The 14,630-nt window shown below is 68.8% G+C and carries 20 protein-coding genes and 1 tRNA gene; 9 read left to right on the forward strand and 12 right to left on the reverse strand.

Annotated features, from left to right (window positions below; translation table 11 throughout):
* Positions 1-25 precede the first annotated feature (25 nt).
* Both PUT80_RS18655 and PUT80_RS18660 read left to right on the forward strand, forming a co-directional pair.
* On the forward strand, positions 26-625 hold the full coding sequence (locus PUT80_RS18655; protein ID WP_037815230.1) for a TetR/AcrR family transcriptional regulator: 600 nt from the start codon (positions 26-28) through the stop codon (positions 623-625).
* A gap of 220 nt (positions 626-845) precedes the next feature.
* On the forward strand, positions 846-1,343 hold the full coding sequence (locus tag PUT80_RS18660; RefSeq protein WP_275292964.1) for a hypothetical protein: 498 nt from the start codon (positions 846-848) through the stop codon (positions 1,341-1,343).
* A gap of 157 nt (positions 1,344-1,500) precedes the next feature.
* Here PUT80_RS18660 and PUT80_RS18665 read toward each other — a convergent pair whose 3' ends face one another.
* Positions 1,501-1,707: a hypothetical protein gene (locus tag PUT80_RS18665; RefSeq protein ID WP_275292965.1), complete on the reverse strand. Its 207-nt coding sequence runs from the start codon at positions 1,705-1,707 to the stop codon at positions 1,501-1,503.
* A 362-nt stretch (positions 1,708-2,069) separates the two neighbouring features.
* The gene (locus tag PUT80_RS18670) at positions 2,070-2,291 is read right to left on the reverse strand and encodes a DUF3618 domain-containing protein (protein WP_037358573.1); all 222 of its coding nucleotides are present in this window, start codon (positions 2,289-2,291) and stop codon (positions 2,070-2,072) included.
* A gap of 124 nt (positions 2,292-2,415) precedes the next feature.
* Between PUT80_RS18670 and PUT80_RS18675 the strand changes: the two genes are divergently transcribed.
* A tRNA-Leu gene (locus tag PUT80_RS18675) sits at positions 2,416-2,489 on the forward strand.
* 109 nt (positions 2,490-2,598) lie between these two features.
* Positions 2,599-2,871 carry a divalent cation tolerance protein CutA gene (cutA, locus tag PUT80_RS18680; RefSeq protein ID WP_275292966.1) on the forward strand — a complete coding sequence of 91 codons (273 nt, stop codon included), beginning with the start codon at positions 2,599-2,601 and terminating at the stop codon, positions 2,869-2,871.
* A gap of 43 nt (positions 2,872-2,914) precedes the next feature.
* Here cutA and PUT80_RS18685 read toward each other — a convergent pair whose 3' ends face one another.
* Genes PUT80_RS18685 through PUT80_RS18705 form a run of 5 tightly spaced genes read right to left on the reverse strand, consistent with a single transcriptional unit; the run spans position 2,915 to position 6,609 of the window.
* Positions 2,915-3,280 carry a MerR family transcriptional regulator gene (locus PUT80_RS18685; RefSeq protein WP_037815234.1) on the reverse strand — a complete coding sequence of 122 codons (366 nt, stop codon included), beginning with the start codon at positions 3,278-3,280 and terminating at the stop codon, positions 2,915-2,917.
* A gap of 17 nt (positions 3,281-3,297) precedes the next feature.
* Positions 3,298-4,047, reverse strand: a complete 750-nt coding sequence (locus tag PUT80_RS18690) for an SDR family oxidoreductase (RefSeq protein ID WP_275292967.1) — start codon at positions 4,045-4,047, stop codon at positions 3,298-3,300.
* Positions 4,048-4,091: 44 nt separating this feature from the next.
* Positions 4,092-4,682: a dihydrofolate reductase family protein gene (locus PUT80_RS18695; RefSeq protein WP_043827866.1), complete on the reverse strand. Its 591-nt coding sequence runs from the start codon at positions 4,680-4,682 to the stop codon at positions 4,092-4,094.
* Positions 4,679-5,488 (reverse strand): metalloregulator ArsR/SmtB family transcription factor, encoded by an 810-nt coding sequence (locus tag PUT80_RS18700; protein ID WP_275292968.1) that lies wholly within the window; start codon positions 5,486-5,488, stop codon positions 4,679-4,681. The genes PUT80_RS18695 and PUT80_RS18700 overlap by 4 nt, the downstream gene beginning before the upstream one ends.
* Positions 5,489-5,544: 56 nt before the next feature.
* Positions 5,545-6,609 (reverse strand): FAD-dependent oxidoreductase, encoded by a 1,065-nt coding sequence (locus PUT80_RS18705; protein WP_275292969.1) that lies wholly within the window; start codon positions 6,607-6,609, stop codon positions 5,545-5,547.
* A gap of 75 nt (positions 6,610-6,684) precedes the next feature.
* On the opposite strand from PUT80_RS18705, the gene PUT80_RS18710 reads away from it, so the two are divergent.
* On the forward strand, positions 6,685-7,284 hold the full coding sequence (locus PUT80_RS18710) for a TetR/AcrR family transcriptional regulator (protein WP_275292970.1): 600 nt from the start codon (positions 6,685-6,687) through the stop codon (positions 7,282-7,284).
* On the opposite strand, the gene PUT80_RS18715 is transcribed toward PUT80_RS18710, so the two are convergent.
* Positions 7,271-8,170 carry an MBL fold metallo-hydrolase gene (locus PUT80_RS18715; protein ID WP_275292971.1) on the reverse strand — a complete coding sequence of 300 codons (900 nt, stop codon included), beginning with the start codon at positions 8,168-8,170 and terminating at the stop codon, positions 7,271-7,273. The genes PUT80_RS18710 and PUT80_RS18715 overlap by 14 nt on opposite strands.
* Positions 8,171-8,287: 117 nt before the next feature.
* Between PUT80_RS18715 and PUT80_RS18720 the strand changes: the two genes are divergently transcribed.
* From PUT80_RS18720 to bcp, 4 genes are all read left to right on the forward strand, one after another.
* Positions 8,288-9,163: a LysR family transcriptional regulator gene (locus tag PUT80_RS18720; RefSeq protein ID WP_275292972.1), complete on the forward strand. Its 876-nt coding sequence runs from the start codon at positions 8,288-8,290 to the stop codon at positions 9,161-9,163.
* 31 nt (positions 9,164-9,194) lie between these two features.
* Positions 9,195-9,377 carry a hypothetical protein gene (locus tag PUT80_RS18725; protein WP_037358542.1) on the forward strand — a complete coding sequence of 61 codons (183 nt, stop codon included), beginning with the start codon at positions 9,195-9,197 and terminating at the stop codon, positions 9,375-9,377.
* Positions 9,378-9,574: 197 nt separating this feature from the next.
* Positions 9,575-10,114 carry a hypothetical protein gene (locus PUT80_RS18730; protein ID WP_037815248.1) on the forward strand — a complete coding sequence of 180 codons (540 nt, stop codon included), beginning with the start codon at positions 9,575-9,577 and terminating at the stop codon, positions 10,112-10,114.
* 15 nt (positions 10,115-10,129) lie between these two features.
* Complete coding sequence (gene bcp, locus PUT80_RS18735; RefSeq protein ID WP_275292973.1) at positions 10,130-10,606, forward strand: thioredoxin-dependent thiol peroxidase; 477 nt, start codon at positions 10,130-10,132, stop codon at positions 10,604-10,606.
* Positions 10,607-10,656: 50 nt separating this feature from the next.
* On the opposite strand, the gene PUT80_RS18740 is transcribed toward bcp, so the two are convergent.
* The 4 genes from PUT80_RS18740 to PUT80_RS18755 all read right to left on the reverse strand — a co-directional run bounded on the left by PUT80_RS18740 (position 10,657) and on the right by PUT80_RS18755 (position 14,592).
* Positions 10,657-11,235, reverse strand: coding sequence for a dihydrofolate reductase family protein (locus PUT80_RS18740; protein ID WP_275292974.1), 579 nt, complete (start codon positions 11,233-11,235; stop codon positions 10,657-10,659).
* Positions 11,236-11,300: 65 nt separating this feature from the next.
* Positions 11,301-12,116: a helix-turn-helix domain-containing protein gene (locus tag PUT80_RS18745; RefSeq protein ID WP_275293017.1), complete on the reverse strand. Its 816-nt coding sequence runs from the start codon at positions 12,114-12,116 to the stop codon at positions 11,301-11,303.
* A 51-nt stretch (positions 12,117-12,167) separates the two neighbouring features.
* The gene (locus PUT80_RS18750) at positions 12,168-13,913 is read right to left on the reverse strand and encodes a HAMP domain-containing sensor histidine kinase (RefSeq protein WP_134670090.1); all 1,746 of its coding nucleotides are present in this window, start codon (positions 13,911-13,913) and stop codon (positions 12,168-12,170) included.
* Positions 13,903-14,592, reverse strand: a complete 690-nt coding sequence (locus PUT80_RS18755; protein WP_043827855.1) for a response regulator transcription factor — start codon at positions 14,590-14,592, stop codon at positions 13,903-13,905. Before PUT80_RS18755 ends, PUT80_RS18750 begins: the two co-directional genes overlap by 11 nt.
* Positions 14,593-14,630: the final 38 nt, after the last annotated feature.

Raw genomic sequence — 14,630 nt, forward strand, 5'->3', positions numbered from 1 at the left:
GGTTACTGGCGGTAGAGTGTGCTCCATGACCACCGCCAAGCGCAAGCGCATGCCCCGAGCCGAGCGGGAACGGCAGATGATCGAGGTCGCCGAGCAGGTCTTCGGCGAGCGCGGCTACGCGATGGCGTCGATGGACGAGATCGCCGAGTTGGTCGGCGTGTCCAAGCCGATGCTGTACGAGTACTTCAACTCGAAAGAGGGCCTGCTGCTGGCGTGCATCCGGCAGTCGCGGTCGGCGCTGCAAGAGGCCACCGAGCAGTCGATCGTCGGCGCGGACTCGGCACAGGAGGCGCTGCGGCGCGGCTTGCTGGCGTTCTTCGTCTTCATCCGCGAGCGCCGTCAGGCCTGGTCGCTGCTGCGGCACGAGATGGCTCTCATCGGCACCCCCGCCGCGGACGAGATCGAGGAAACCCGCCGGCAGCAGACCGACCTGATCACCGCGTTGATGAGCGGTTATTTCGACAGCGAGGACACCCTGCGCGCCGAAGCCTCGGCCGAGTTCGTCGTCGGAGCCTGCGAGCGGCTCGCCATCTGGTGCGAGCGCTTCCCGGAGGTGACTCCCGAGAAGGCCACCGAGTACGCCATGGATTTGCTGTGGGCCGGGTTGTCACAGCGAGCGATCTGACGTGCACGTGAAGATGACCGTGCATTAGGCCATTCGGTCGTCACTCAGCGCACATCTCGTCCCGTTACTTGTGACACAGAGTTTTCTTGCGGTATCGATGACACGGTAGAAAGACACACTGAGTGTCGCGCCAGCGGCCGGCAAGCAGGAATCGCGTCATGAGTTTGCGGTGGCCGGGTCTCGACCTGTGACGCATGCTGATGACGAGAGGGGTGAGGCAGTGGTGGAAACGATCACGGCGACGTACAAGCACGACAACGACGACTGGACGATCACCGTCAGCGGCCGCGGCAAGGAGCTGACCGGCAAGGCGCCGGGCATCATCGCCGCCCGCGACCGGGCCGACCAGCTCGTGGAGAAGCTCGCCCCGAACGAGCGACCCACGGTCGTGCACCTGCTGAACGGCAACGCACTGGAGTTCACCAGCGCGTACATGGCCGCCCGCCTGACGCTGCCGGACATCGAACCGCTGGAAATCCCGCCGTCGGGCGGTGCCAAGGCGGCCAAGGACGCTGCTGCGGCTTCCGAGCCCGAGGCTCCCGCTGCTCCTGCGGCCGCGTCGGCGTCGGCGTCCGCGGAGAAGGACAAGGCCGCCAAGCCAGCGCTGCCGCCGAGCAAGCAGCTCCCGAAAGAGGTCGAAGACCGCAAGCCGGACGAAGCGAGCCGCCCCGGTGTGACAGCGGGCGCGTCGGCCACGCCTCCGGTCGCACGCGCCTGATACCGCAGTAGTACTTCGTTCAGCTCGCGCTCTCGCGGGCTGGTTTGCCTACGTTCCGCTCGGGTTTCCGCGGCCGGTTTGCCTGGTTGTTCAGCTCGGGTTTCCGCAGGTCGGTTCACCTGGGCGTTCCACGGGACCGGCTTGCCTGCGCGTACAGCTAGGCTCTCGCGGGCCGGTTCGCCAGCTCGCGCAGCTCTCGCGCGGGGCTGTTTGCCCGCTCGCGCAGCTCTTTCACAGGCTGATCTGCCTGCTCGTTCAGCTCTTTCGCAGGCTGGTTCGCCTGCGCGTTCAGCTCCCGCGTCGCGGCCGGGTCTGCCAGCGCGTTCAGGCCACGTTTGCGCGGCCCGGTTTTGCCTGCACGCACCCCTGCTTCACCCTCGCCTCAGGGGCCCCTTGAGCGCCGATACCTGCCCGCCGAGCGGTATCACCCGTTCACACCCGCAAACAGTTGGCCACGCCCAGCACAGCGGCGAAAAGCCACCGCGTCACCCCAGCGGGGTAGCCCGATTCGGCGAACGTGATGCCGCCAACCGACCCAGGTGAGGGACCACCAAACAGGTGACCCCTGGTTCAGTGGCACTTCTCACGAAGTTCACCGGGCGTAGCGATCACCGCTGTCCATCCGCCATCCAGGGCGGAAACAGCCAGTATTCGGCGACCCGCCCGCGCGCGACCGAAGCAGCACCCGGCGTAACCGGAGGCGTGCCCGTCAGCGACGCGAACCCGTCAGCGGAACAGCTTCCGCACCAGCAGCACGGCCACCAGCACGCCAGCCCCGATCAGCGGGTACTTGACCTTCGGGTTGTCGAGCTTCGCGCGCACGCCGTCCTTCGCCTGCTCGGCGAGTTTCTGCGGATTGGCTTTCGTGCCCAGCTGGTCGAGGGTCGCCGCCAAAGCGGTCCTCGCCTGCTCGATCTCACGCTCGATGGTCTCGGGGTCGCGAGCCACGTGCCCTCCTCGCCGCAGTCGGACTGTAGGCGGTCCACGGTAGAGGACAACCCCCGCGAGACGACGACTGGCCACGCCGAGCGAACCCGAACGTGGCGCGCGCTACGATCACACCTGGTTCCTGGGGGCCGTAGCCCAATTGGCAGAGGCACACGGTTTAGGTCCGTGCCAGTGAGAGTTCGAGTCTCTCCGGCCCCACCCGCACGCGCTGACCAGCATCGCGACGAGACCGGTCGATGGTCCGCATCGATCGCGTACAGCAGAAATGCAGCAAGTCAGACGCTGCGCCGCGGCTACGGTGACCGGCATGGCCGACCACCTGCTCGTCATGACGACCACTCCGGATCGTGAATCGGCAGCGCGGATCGCGTCGAGCGCGCTCGCGCTCGACGGCACAGGTCCGCGGGCCGGTGTCGTCGCACTTCTGGCATCTCGGCGACGCGTCCGCTACGCCGAACTCGAGGCACACATCATCTCCGAGCATCCGTGGGACAAGCCGGAGGTCACCGGGATCGAACTGGCGCGCGGGTCCGCGGCTTACTTCGCGTGGATGGAGACCGCGACGGCACCGGAAGGCTGAGCCAGGCACGGACCAGGGCATCGGCCGCGCCTAGCCAAGCGCATCAATCGCAACCAACCTCGCCCCGCGCAGCACTCGCTCGCGACGACAGTCTCTCCCGTGCCCGGCTCAGCGCCGCGATCCGTTCATCCAAAACAGCCAACCGCCGATCCACCAGCGCCACCGCGCTCGAGGACAGCCTTCGCGAGGGCAAGTCTCCCTGCAGGCATGAGCCCAGCGGCCGGATGTCTTCCATCGTCAGGCCGGAATCGAGCAGGTAGCGGATGTTCGCCACCCGCTCGATCGCGGACTCGTCGTAGTGCCGGTAACCGTTGTGGGAGCGGGCCGCGGTCAGCAGGCCCTGCTCCTCGTAGAACCTCAGCGCCCTGGTCGTCACGCCGGTGGCTTTCGCCAGCTCTCCGATCCGCACGACCCGAGCTTACGCCGCTAAGCGATCACTGCGCCGCCGTCGACGGGGATTACCGCGCCGGTGATGTAGTCGGCGCCGGGGCTTGCGAGCTCGACGATCCAGTGCGCGACTTCTTCCGGCCGGGCGAGGCGGCCCAGCGGCACCATTTCGCGCAGGGTTTCGTGCTGTGCTTGGGCTTCTTCGGCGGTCAGGCCCTCGCGGGCGTAGATCTCCGTGGCGACCGGGCCGGGGGCGACCGCGGTGACGCGGATGCCTCGCGGGGCTAGTTGCACTGCCCAGCTTCGGGTCAGCGACTCCAGTGCGGCTTTCGTCGCCGCGTAGAACTCCCGGCCTGCCATCGGCCAGCCGCGTTGGCCGATCGCGGTCGTCACGTTGACCACCGCGCTTACGTGCGGCATCGCGGCTTGCACGAGGTAGACCGGCGCGAGCAGGTTCGTCGCGACTACTCCGTCGAACGCTCCGGGCTTGATTTCGCCCAGCGCGGCCGGTTCGACGATGCCGGCGTTGTTCACCAGCACGTCGAGCCGGCCGAATTCGGCAAGTGCCGCAGCGACAATCTCCTCCGCCGCACCCGGCGAGGTGATGTCGGCGGCGAACGGGCGGATCCGCGGGAAGCCCTCCGCGGTTTCGGCGAGCCGTTCCGCGGTGCGGCCCACGACGAGGACGTCCGCGCCTCGCCGGGCGAACTCGCGTGCGGTGACCTGTCCGATGCCCGTTCCGCCGCCGGTGACGATCACGGCCTTGCCGGCAAACTGTCCTTCACTCATGGAATCGACGCTAAACATTGCCGTATGCGTGAAGGTCAAGCCGCTCAGCGCACGCGGTCGTAAACCAGGGCCACTTCGCCGAGGTCGCCGGTCTCCTGGTGCGCGACTGTCCACTTGGTACCCGGCAGGCCGTCGTCGAACAGGCGCGGGCCGCCGCCGGCGATCTGCGGGCAGATGGTCAGGTACAGCCGGTCGACCAGGTCCTCGGCGAGCAGCGCCTTGATCACGCTGACGCTGCTGTTGACCAGGATGTCGCCCTCTCCGTCGGCCTTGAGCGAGGCGACGACCTCGGCGGCGGGCGCGTTCACGATGCGCGTGCGCTCCCACGGCGACTCGGTGAGCGTGCTCGACAGGACCACCTTTTCCGTGTCCACCAACCATTTCGCGTAACCGCGGTCGCGCGGGTCGGCGTTCTCGTCGGCGGCGACGGTCGGCCAGAAGCCGAGGAAGCCTTCCGCGTTGCGGCGGCCGAGCAGCGCGGTCGTCGCGTTCTCCCAGATGCGGGACATCTGGTTGCGGGCGGTTTCGGTGGTGACGTACGGGATGATCGCGCTCATGTCGCCGGGGCCTTCCGGACCGTGGTAGCGGCCGTCGAGGGTCAGGGCGAGGTTGGCGGTGACGCGACGCTCGGTCATGACTGGATGTCCTTTCGGGTGATGACTTCGGTGAGGTGGTCGAGGACCTGTCCCCAGCCGGTTTCGATTCCGGCGATGGCGGACACGGCTTCGACGGTCGTTGCGCTGATCTCCAGACCCAGCCGCAGCCGGGTGCCGCCGTTCGCCGCGGGGGCGAGGGCGAGGTCGTAGTGGCCGCTGAACGCGACGGCTCCGGCCGCGTCCAGCACCGACAGGTCGAACTCGAGCCGCTCGGTTTCGCGAGCGGTCCGGACCTGCCCTTCCGAGCGGTAAGTGCCTTCGGCGTCGCGGTAGGCGAGAACGACGCGCCCGCCCGGCTCCGGTTCGAGGACACACTCGGTGACAGTCAGGGACGGCGGGACCCACCACGACGCCAGCAGCCCGGCGTCCGTCCAGTACCGCCAGACCGTTTCCGGCGGCACCGGCAGCACGCGCTCGAAGGAGAACGCGCGGCCGTCGGCCCAGCGGTCCCGGTTCGCGGCCGCGGTGTCGGCCTCGATCGCGGCGCGGTAGCGGTCGAGCACGTCGCGCTCCCCCGCATGCGCCTCGATCGTCACGGCCAGCTTCTGGAGCTGGTCCGCGAACTCCCGCAGCGGAGCCGCTTCGGCCGCGTAGACCCGCCGTTGCCCGAACGGGGCCATGGTGACCAGGCCGGCGCGGGCGAGGGTCTGCAGGTGCTTGGTCGTCTGCGGCTGCCGCAGCCCGGTCAGCTCAGCCAGCTCGCCGACCGACCGCGGCCGTTCCGCGAGCAGTGCGACCAGCTGCCACCTGGTGGTGTCTGCGAGTGCTGAGGCGATCCCGTCCATGCACTGAAGTATTCACCACGTCGAATATTCGTGTCAAGGAATTCTTTTGGCCAGTTTCAGCCGGGCAGCAGCCGGGCGGCGAGGTTGCGGGCCGCCAGCCCCCGTTTCGTGCGCGGGACCAGCACCGATGCCGCCGTCCCGACCCCGCGCTGCTTGGGCTTCACGCGCGCTCGATGGGTCGCCTCGTAGCGCGCGAACGCCTCGGCGGGGGTGCCGTCAGCGAGCGCCGCGGCGAGGGTGTGCGCCCCGACGATCGCGAGACTGGACCCGTCGCCGAGCAGCGAGACGCACGAGGCGGCATCGCCGACCAGCGCGACCCGGCCGCGGTGCCACGTCGGCGGGTCGACGACGGCGACCGCGTCGAAGAACACGTCGTCGGCGGCTTCGAAGCGGGCCACCAGCTCCGGGACTCGCCAGCCGAGCCCCTGATAAGCCGAGGACACGATTTCCTTGCCCTGCCCGGGATCCGGCGCGCGGAAGATAAACGCGACCCCGGAATTCCCCCGCACCGGATGGATCGCCACGAGCCTGCCCGGGCTGTTCAGCATGACCACGTCCTCCGGGTAGTCCGACGGCTCGCCGAGCGACACCGTCCCGACGTACAGCCCCGCGTGCCGGACGAACTTCTCCTCAGCGCCGAACACCAGCCGCCGCACCGCCGAGTGCACGCCATCCGCGCCGATCACTAGGTCGAACCGGCGCGGAGCAGCGTGCTCGAAGGTGACGTCGACCCCGCCGTCGTCCTGCTGCAACGCGGTGATGGTGTCCCCGAAGAGAATCTCCGCGTCGGCGCGCGCCGATTCGTACAGCGCGGAGGCGAGGTCGGCTCGCGGGACCTCGATCTCCTTGCGCACCGCCATCCGCACCGTGGTCACCGATTGTCCGCGCGCGTTGAGCACCCGCAGCCGCTTCGCGTGCGTCGCGACCTCTCGCAACCGCGGCACGACACCCATCGCGTCGGCCACCTCCATCGCGCCCGCGCGGACGTCCACCGGGTTGCCGCTGCTGCGCTGACCAGCCGCCCGTTCCACCACCGTCGGCCGGAAACCGTTGCGCGCCAACCAAAAGGCGAGCGTCGAACCGGCGATCCCGGCACCGCAGACGAGCACGTCACGAGTCATGCACCCCAAGGTAACCGCACTCAGTGCAAATTTGCAATGAGTGCTGATTTGCATTCGGTGCCGTATGCTCGCGCTATGTCGCTCCGTGAACGCAAACGCGCCCGCACCCGCCAGGCCCTGATCGACGCGGCCACGGATCTTTTCGAGCGCAACGGCTACGACGAGACGACCATCGCCGACATCGCCGCCGCCGCCGAGATCGGCACGCGCACGTTCTTCAGCTACTTCGCCAGCAAGGAAGAACTGCTGTTCCCGGACGCCGAGAGCCGGGTGCAGGCGTTGCTCGAGGCCCTCTCGAACCGCGCCCCGGACGACCGGCCGATCGACCTGCTGGTCCGCGTCCTCGCCGACGGCGGCGAGGTCAGCGACGACATCATCGGCAAGCTGACCCCGTTGCGGATGCGGCTGCTCCAAACCGTGCCCGCCGTGCAGGGCCGGGCGCTGCAAATCCAGTTCAACGCCGAGCGCCGGATCGCCGAAATCCTCGCCGAAGCCTTCCCCGACGAACTCGACGACCTCACCGCCCGCACGTTGACCGGCGCGTTCGCCGGTGCGGTGCGCGGAGCGTCGCAGGCGATGCTGGACCGCGCCGACGAACTGACCCCCGAGCAGCGCGCCGAGGCGACCCGGCAGGCCATCGTGAAGACCCTCGGGCCGCTGCTCAAGCGTGACTGACGTGCTCCGCGCACAGGCACGCCACCGCGGTGTCGATCCACTCGCGGCCTTCCCACTCCGGATGCCGCTTGATCAGCTCCTCCCGCACTTCCGCGACCACGGTCGCCTCGTCCATCCCGGAATCGCGGCGGCGCCAGGTCTCGTCGCGCAGCAGCTCGAGGTAGACCCGTAGGTCGTCGAGCAGTTCCGGACCGCTGATGTCCCCGTGGCCGGGCACGACGATGTCCGGACGCTGCTGCGAAAGCTTCCGCATGACCTCGATCCAGCGGATCCCGGAGACGTCGGTGTCGTGCGGCGGGAACCACGGGAAGATCGCGAACTGGCCGGTCTCGGCGAGGTCGCCGGTGAACAGGACTCCCGCGTCCGGGACCGTGACGACCTGGTCGCCCTTGCTGTGCGCGCGACCGGTGGCACGCAGGTGTACGACGCGGCCGCCGAGGTCGAGGTCGTGCGCCGAGTCGTAGACAACGTCCGGGGCCGGCAGTTCGACCCCCTCCAGCTGCCGCGCGACCGGCTCCCCCAGTCCGCTGAACATCCGCAGGTAGCCCGGGCCTTTCGCGGCGAGGTCGGTCGCCTGCGCGCGGTTGACCAGATAGGTCGCGGCTCCGGCGAAGGTCTGCGCGCCGAACGCGTGCTCGGGGTGGAAATGCGTGGTGGTCAAGTAAATCCGGCGGCCGCGCGCGTACTCGGTCGCGAACTTCAGCACGGTTTCCGCGTTGCGCGGCCCCATGCCGGTCTCGACGACGAGCACGGAATGCGTCCCGCCGATGACGCCGACGTTCGGCACCAGCTGCACGCCCTGGTTCGGGACCACGACAAGGTCGCGGGCGAGTTCGCGCACCTGGGAGGTCTGCACGACGGGATCGGGATACGGGTAGTCGGCCATCGCCGGGGGCTCCTCGGAAAGCGCGGGATCAGGGACCGTTCCAGTCCAGCGCCGCGCCCGCGCGGTGTCCAAGACCGATCCGCTTTTTCCGATACCGCAAGGGTATTGTCGCTGGTTGTGGATCTCCGTTCGCTCCGGTACTTCGTCGCGGTCGCCGAGGAACGCCACTTCGGCCGGGCGGCGGCGCGGCTGCACATGACCCAGCCGCCGCTGAGCCGCGCGATCAAACAGCTCGAAACCGACCTCGGCGCGATCCTGCTGGAGCGTTCGCCGTCCGGGGTCGCGCTCACGCCCGCCGGGACCGCGCTCTACGACGAGGCCCGCACCCTGCTCGCGGGAGCCGACCAGGTCCGCGCGCGGGTCGCCGCCGCGGCCGGGCCGGGAACGCTCACGCTCGGCACCCTCGCCGACAGCTCGGAACCGGTCGGGATCCGGCTCGCCAGCGAGTTCCGCGAACGGCATCCGGGCGTGCGGATCAGCGTCCGCGAGGCCGATCTCACCGACCCGACCACCGGCCTGCGCGCCGGGCTCGTGGACGTCGCGCTCACCCGGATTCCATTCGACACCACCGGAATCCGCACGCGTGTACTGCGTTCCGACCCGATGGGCGTCGTGCTGCGCGCGGACGATCCGCTGGCCGGACGCGCCGAGGTGCGCCGGGAGGAGCTCGCCGACCGGGCGTGGTTCCGGTTTCCCGACGGCACCGACCCGCAGTGGCAGGCGTTCTGGAGCGGCGGCGGCACCGGCGGCCCGGTCGTGCGGACGGTGCACGAATGCCTGCAAGCCGTGCTGTGGAACGGAACCGTCGGGTTGGCCCCGCTCGCGCACTCGTTTCCCGAGGGCGTCACGACGGTCCCGCTGGCCGGCTGCCCGCCGAGCCGGCTCGTGGTCGCCTGGCGCGAGGACTCGACGCCGCCGCTGGTCCGCTCGTTCGTCGAACTCGCCGTGCGCATCGCCGGGCTCGACGGCCGCGAAACCCCCGCGAACCCGTAGGCTGGGCCCGGACATCGGGGAGGTGCAGGCGGTGCCGGAACGCAATCCGCTGCGGATCCTGCGCAAATGCGCGGACTGGTTCGAAAACCGCGGCGTGTACATCCCCGGCGAGGAAAGCCGCGCGGTCGACCCGGTGCGCGACTTCGGCTGGCTCATGGTCGCCTGGGGCGCGGGGGTCGCGGTGTTCATCCTGTTGTTCGCGTTCGCGGTCTGAATCCCGACCTCCGGCCGTTGACATCGGGGTGACGACTGTCACCCGGTGTGCTCTTTCGATCACGGATCGGCCACGGGTGTACACCAGGTCCGCGTCTTCCGCACCGTGGCGGCATTAGTGCCGCCAGAGTGGAGCGGGTCCGCCCGGCAACTACGCCGAACGGCACACCGCCCCACCCCGACTGGAGTACCCCCGCGATGGCGCCCCCGCGCACCCCGAAGCTGTTGTTGACCGCCTGCCTGCTGTTCTCCGTGGCAGCCTGCGGCGGCGTCAACGCTCGGGAAGGCTCCGCCGCGATGGGCGTCGGCAACCCGGCGGCGCAGCCCGCGGCCGCGCAAGCCTCCGGCGACCTGCAGTTCGGCGCCAACCACCGCTTCGCCAGCGGGATCACGGTCTCGCTGTCGGCCCCGCAGTCCTTCCAGCCGAGCCCGGCGGCGTATCCCCGCAGCGCCCGCGCAGCGGCGTTCTACATCCAGGTCACGAACAACGGCACCGACCCGTACCGCGTTTCCGCGCTCTCGGTCACCGCGACGGTCGCCGGGAAGCCGGCGAAGCAGGTCGTGGACGCCACCCAGGGGCTCGGCGGCGTTTCCGACGCGGGCAAGGACCTGATGCCGGGCCGGTCTACGCAGGTCACGCTGGCTTTCGCGGTGCCGGCGGAGAGTGCTCGGATGGCCGTGCAGGTGCGGCCGAGCACGGGCGAGCCCGCCGTCGTCACGTATTGCGGAGACGCCTGAATTACTCTCGTCCCCATGACCGACCAGCGACTTGCCGTGGGCGACGAAGCGCCCGGATTCACCCTGCCGGACAGCACCGGCAAGAACGTCTCGCTCAGCGACTTCCGCGGCCAGGCCGTGGTGGTGTACTTCTACCCGGCCGCGAGCACGCCGGGATGCACCAAGCAGGCTTGCGATTTCCGGGACAACCTCGCGGAGCTGAACGACGCGGGGTACCAGGTGCTGGGGATTTCGCCGGACAAGCCGGAGAAGCTGGCCAAGTTCGTCGAGGCGGAGAAGCTGACGTTCCCGCTGCTGTCCGATGTGGACAAGGAAGTGCTGTCCGCGTGGGGAGCGTTCGGGGAGAAGAAGAATTACGGCAGGATCGTGCAGGGCGTGATCCGGTCCACGTTCATCGTGGACGCGGAGGGGAAGATCGCCAAGGCCGCCTACAACGTGCGGGCGACCGGGCACGTGGCGAAGTTGATCCGGGATCTGGGGATCTCCGCCTGAATGGGTTCCCGAAGCGCGGAGAGGCCGGGCTGGCCTCTCCGCGCGATCGGTCAGCGACGCACCGGATAGCGCAGGTGCAGCACCCGGTCGCCCTGGACCACGTCAGGGTTCTCCAGCAGGTGCTGTGCGTTGACTGAGCCGAAGTAGCGTTTGCCGGATCCGAAAACCACCGGCACCACGTCCATGCGCACCTCGTCAACCAGGCCCGCGGCTAATGCTTGGCCGCCGACGTCGCCAGCGGCGATCTCCACGATGCGGTCGCCTGCCAGCTCTTGTGCTTTGGCCACGGCTGCCTTGACGCCGTCGACGAAACGGAACGGTGCCGTGGGGTCCCAGCCTTCGGGTGCTGGGCGGTGGGTCACGACGACCACGTGGTCGATTCCGCTCGGTGGTTTTCCGTCCCAACCGTCAGTCAGGTCGAAGACGTGGCGGCCCGCGACGGTTACCCCGATCTGGTCCCAGTACGCGCGGGTGTAGTCGTACGAGGCTTGCGACACCTTCAGCACGCCGCTCTCGTCCAGCGGGACGTCGCCGCTGGTCAACCAGTCGAACAGCGGACCGGGCTGGTCGTTTTCATCGGCGATGAAGCCATCCGCCGACACCGAGCTGTACATGACGACCTTGCCCACGGGGTTCTCCTCTGCCTCAGGTGGCCCCAAATTAGCGGGTCGCGCGCGGTCGCTCTTGTAAGAAATCAATCGGCGGGCAGCGGCCAGCCGTCCAGCGTGTGGCCGGGATGTTCGCGCAGGAACCGCCGCCGGACTTCGAGGTACCGGGTCGGCGTGAACCCGGTGAACTCCCGGAACTCGTGGCCGAAGTGGGCCTGATCGAAGTAGCCCGCGCGACCGGCCAGGTCGCCCCAGTCGACCGGTCCGGCCGGGTCGATCGCGAACACGGCGGCGGTGAAGCGGTGCGTGCGGGCCAGCCGCTTCGGGGTGACGCCGACGAGTGCTTTGAACTGTTGTGCCAGGTGAGTGCTGCTGACCCCGGCTGCCTCGCTCAGGCCGCCGATCGCCACCGCGCCGCGAGTGGCCGCGATGATGCTGCTCATCTGGCGGACCAGGCCCAACCCCGTGGTTTCGGTCAGCCGTCGCATCAGTTCGGCTTCGAGGAGTGCCAGCATTTCGTGCGGTCCGGTTGCCGTGGCTAGCCGGTCTCGCAGTTCGGCGATGGCGGGTCGGCCCCAGACCTGTTCAATCGTCACCGGCCGGTCGCACAGTTCGGCGGCGGGCATCGGCAGGAAGGGAGCCAGCCCCCACGGTTTGAAGTGCACGCCGACGGAGCGGGTCCCGGGCGGATAGCCGAATTCGTAGGCGCGGGTGGGCATGGTGATCACGCAGCCGTCGGCGTACTCGGCTGTCTCGAGACCGGTGCGGATCCGGAACGGTGCCCCGAGGTTGACGATGAACAGCGCCGACGGTGCCGGCGGCAGCGTCAGCCGGGCGTACGGCGGCGTGCCCGCCAGGTAGTAGATGTCGTCGATCAGGCCGTCCAGCGGCGGTCGCGGCACCTGGGACACGTACTCCACGCAGCCAGCATTGCCGAGAGCCGCCAGCCAGCGCTACTCGCGAGGGAATCGCAGGGTGAAGGTGGTGCCGCGCCCGGGCGTGCTCGCGGCGGTGACTTCGCCGCCGTGGGCTTCGGCTAGTTTCCGGACGATCGCCAGGCCTAGCCCGCTGCCGCCGGACGCTCGGCTTCTGGAGGGATCCGCGCGCCAGAAACGATCGAAAACCCGGGGCAGATCTTCGGCGGCGATACCGGTTCCGGTATCGGTTACTTCGAAAATCGCGTCGTTTTCGGCTTGCCTCGCGGTGACGGTTACCGAGCCGCCGGGCGGGGTGTGGCGGATGGCGTTCGAGACCAGGTTGTCCAGGGCTTGGCGCAAGCGCACTGGATCCGCGGTGATGGCCGGGTTTTCCATGGGCGGGACCGAAAGACGGACGTCGGCGGATTCGGCGCGCGGGGCGTGCGCGGCGGCCAAGTGGGTCAGCAGGGTGTTGGCGTCGATGGGTTCGGGGTGGACGCGCAGCGCACCGGCGTCGGCCAGAGCCAGGTCTTGCAGGTCGTCCACGATGTGTTGCAAGTGGACCGCTTCTTCCAGCAGGGAGGCGACCAGGTCGTCGTCGAGCTGGCTGATGCCGTCTTGCGCGGCTTCCAGCCAGCCTCGGATGGTGGACAGCGGAGTGCGCAGTTCGTGCGCGACGTCGCTGACCATGGCCTTGCGGGCGTTCTCCAGCTCTTCCCTCGCCCGCGCCATCTCGTTGAACGCGGTGGCCAGGCGGGCGATCTCGTCTTTGCCTTTGACGCGGACCCGGGCGCCCGTCTCGCCTGCTTTGAGGCGTTGGGCCGCGCCGGTCAACGCGCGGAGGGGGCGGATCAGGCGGATCGACGCCAGTGCGGTGACGATGACCGTCAGCAGCAGGATCGCGGCGGTGACGGCGATCAGCTTCGTGCGGTTTTCCGAGGAGAGGGTGAAGCCGGTCGGGGGCTGGTCGGTGCCCTTTTCGGTGATGTAGAGCCAGGCCGCGGGGGCGACGTAGGGGGTTAGCTGCTCTTTGCGGGCTGAGGTTACGCAGTTGGTGATGGTCTGGTCGGTGGCTTGGACGACGGGGCCGTCGAAGGTCCACAAGAGACCCAGTTTGGCGACCGGGATCGTGCTGTCGTTCCGGCCGAGGCAGGCGTCGATCAGGCCGGACAGCTTGTCCAGGGCGGCTCGCTCGGTCTCGGTGGGGCGTTCCAGGAGAGCGGTGCCGCATTGGGCGGTGCCCGCGGGCGCGATCACCCGGGGGTGGCCGCTCGGGGAGATTTCCAGGCTGCCCAGGCCGGTTCTGCGCTGAGTGCAGGACAGGACCTTGTCGGCGATTTCCTGCAGTTCTTCGCGTTCGTCGGCGGGGAGCCGGTAGGGGCCGACCGCGTCGGGGTCGATGCGGTCCGGAGTGGATTTGATGCCCAGCCGGGTGTCGACCGCCAAGGGGTCGATGACCGCGGACGGCTGCGGCGGGAGTTTGCCCGGGTTTTGTTCGGAACTGGCGATCAGCTTGCCCTGCGGGGTGGTCAGGACGATCTTGCGGCCGGTTTTCTCCGCGTAGTCGTTGATGGTCTTGGCCGCGCCGGACCACGTGGGATGGGTGGCCGCGTACGAGAGGAGGGCCTGGTAGATCGTGCCGTCGTCGGCGAAGAGCTGGCCCTGTTCCCGTTCGATGGCACCGGAAGTGGTCCGGGAGGCCAGCCAGGCGGTGGCGGCGATGGCGCACACCGCGATGGCGGCGGTTACCGCGAAGAGGCGGAAGAGGAGGCTACGGGGCATCGGACTTCGCGGTCAGTTTGTAGCCGACGCCGTAAACCGTCAGGAGTTTCGCGGGTTTTCGGGGATTGGCTTCGATTTTCTTCCGGAGGTTCATGACGTGCACGTCAATGGCGCGCTGCGTGATGTAGCGGTCGAAGCCGTGCAGATGTTCCAGGAGTTGCGCCCTGGTGAAAACCTGGTCCGGCCGAGCGGCCATGATCTCCAGGATCCGGAATTCCCCCGGAGTCGTTTCGATCGGATTTCCGCTTACCGCGACCTCGTGCCTTTCCTTGTCGACGGTCAGCGTGCCGACTTTGAGCGGACCGTCTTTCGCCGAGTTCGTTCTGCGGAGCAGGGTCCGGACCCGCGCCATGAGTTCGCGCGGGCTGTAGGGCTTGGTGACGTAATCGTCCGCGCCCAGGTCGAGGCCCTGGAGCAGGTCGTCCTCGGTCGAACGGGCCGTGAGCATGAGGATCGGCAGGTCGGAGGAGGCCCGGATGGTCCGGCAGACGGTCAGCCCGTTCATGCCGGGGAGCATGACGTCCAGGATCAGGAGATCGGGTTCCGCCGCGCGGATTTCCGCCAGTGCGGCCTCGCCGGTGGGCGCGACGATCACGGTGTGCTGCTCGTGTTCGAGGTAGCGGCGGACCAGTTCCGCTTGTTTCGGATCGTCTTCGGCAAGGACGATATGGGCGCACATGCTTGCCGAGACTAGCCCGAGTCCCATCCCGGAGCCAC

The organism is Amycolatopsis sp. La24 (assembly GCF_029087445.1).
Lineage (GTDB): Bacteria > Actinomycetota > Actinomycetes > Mycobacteriales > Pseudonocardiaceae > Amycolatopsis > Amycolatopsis nivea.

Excerpts from the sequence above, each read along its gene's own strand:
- PUT80_RS18655 (WP_037815230.1), top strand. The coding sequence starts at position 26 with ATGACCACCGCCAAGCGCAAGCGCATGCCCCGAGCCGAGCGGGAACGG.
- cutA (WP_275292966.1), top strand. The coding sequence starts at position 2,599 with ATGGCCGACCACCTGCTCGTCATGACGACCACTCCGGATCGTGAATCG.
- PUT80_RS18690 (WP_275292967.1), bottom strand. The coding sequence starts at position 4,047 with ATGAGTGAAGGACAGTTTGCCGGCAAGGCCGTGATCGTCACCGGCGGC.
- PUT80_RS18695 (WP_043827866.1), bottom strand. The coding sequence starts at position 4,682 with ATGACCGAGCGTCGCGTCACCGCCAACCTCGCCCTGACCCTCGACGGC.
- PUT80_RS18700 (WP_275292968.1), bottom strand. The coding sequence starts at position 5,488 with ATGGACGGGATCGCCTCAGCACTCGCAGACACCACCAGGTGGCAGCTG.
- PUT80_RS18705 (WP_275292969.1), bottom strand. The coding sequence starts at position 6,609 with ATGACTCGTGACGTGCTCGTCTGCGGTGCCGGGATCGCCGGTTCGACG.
- PUT80_RS18710 (WP_275292970.1), top strand. The coding sequence starts at position 6,685 with ATGTCGCTCCGTGAACGCAAACGCGCCCGCACCCGCCAGGCCCTGATC.
- PUT80_RS18715 (WP_275292971.1), bottom strand. The coding sequence starts at position 8,170 with ATGGCCGACTACCCGTATCCCGATCCCGTCGTGCAGACCTCCCAGGTG.
- PUT80_RS18730 (WP_037815248.1), top strand. The coding sequence starts at position 9,575 with ATGGCGCCCCCGCGCACCCCGAAGCTGTTGTTGACCGCCTGCCTGCTG.
- bcp (WP_275292973.1), top strand. The coding sequence starts at position 10,130 with ATGACCGACCAGCGACTTGCCGTGGGCGACGAAGCGCCCGGATTCACC.
- PUT80_RS18750 (WP_134670090.1), bottom strand. The coding sequence starts at position 13,913 with ATGCCCCGTAGCCTCCTCTTCCGCCTCTTCGCGGTAACCGCCGCCATC.
- PUT80_RS18755 (WP_043827855.1), bottom strand. The coding sequence starts at position 14,592 with ATGTGCGCCCATATCGTCCTTGCCGAAGACGATCCGAAACAAGCGGAA.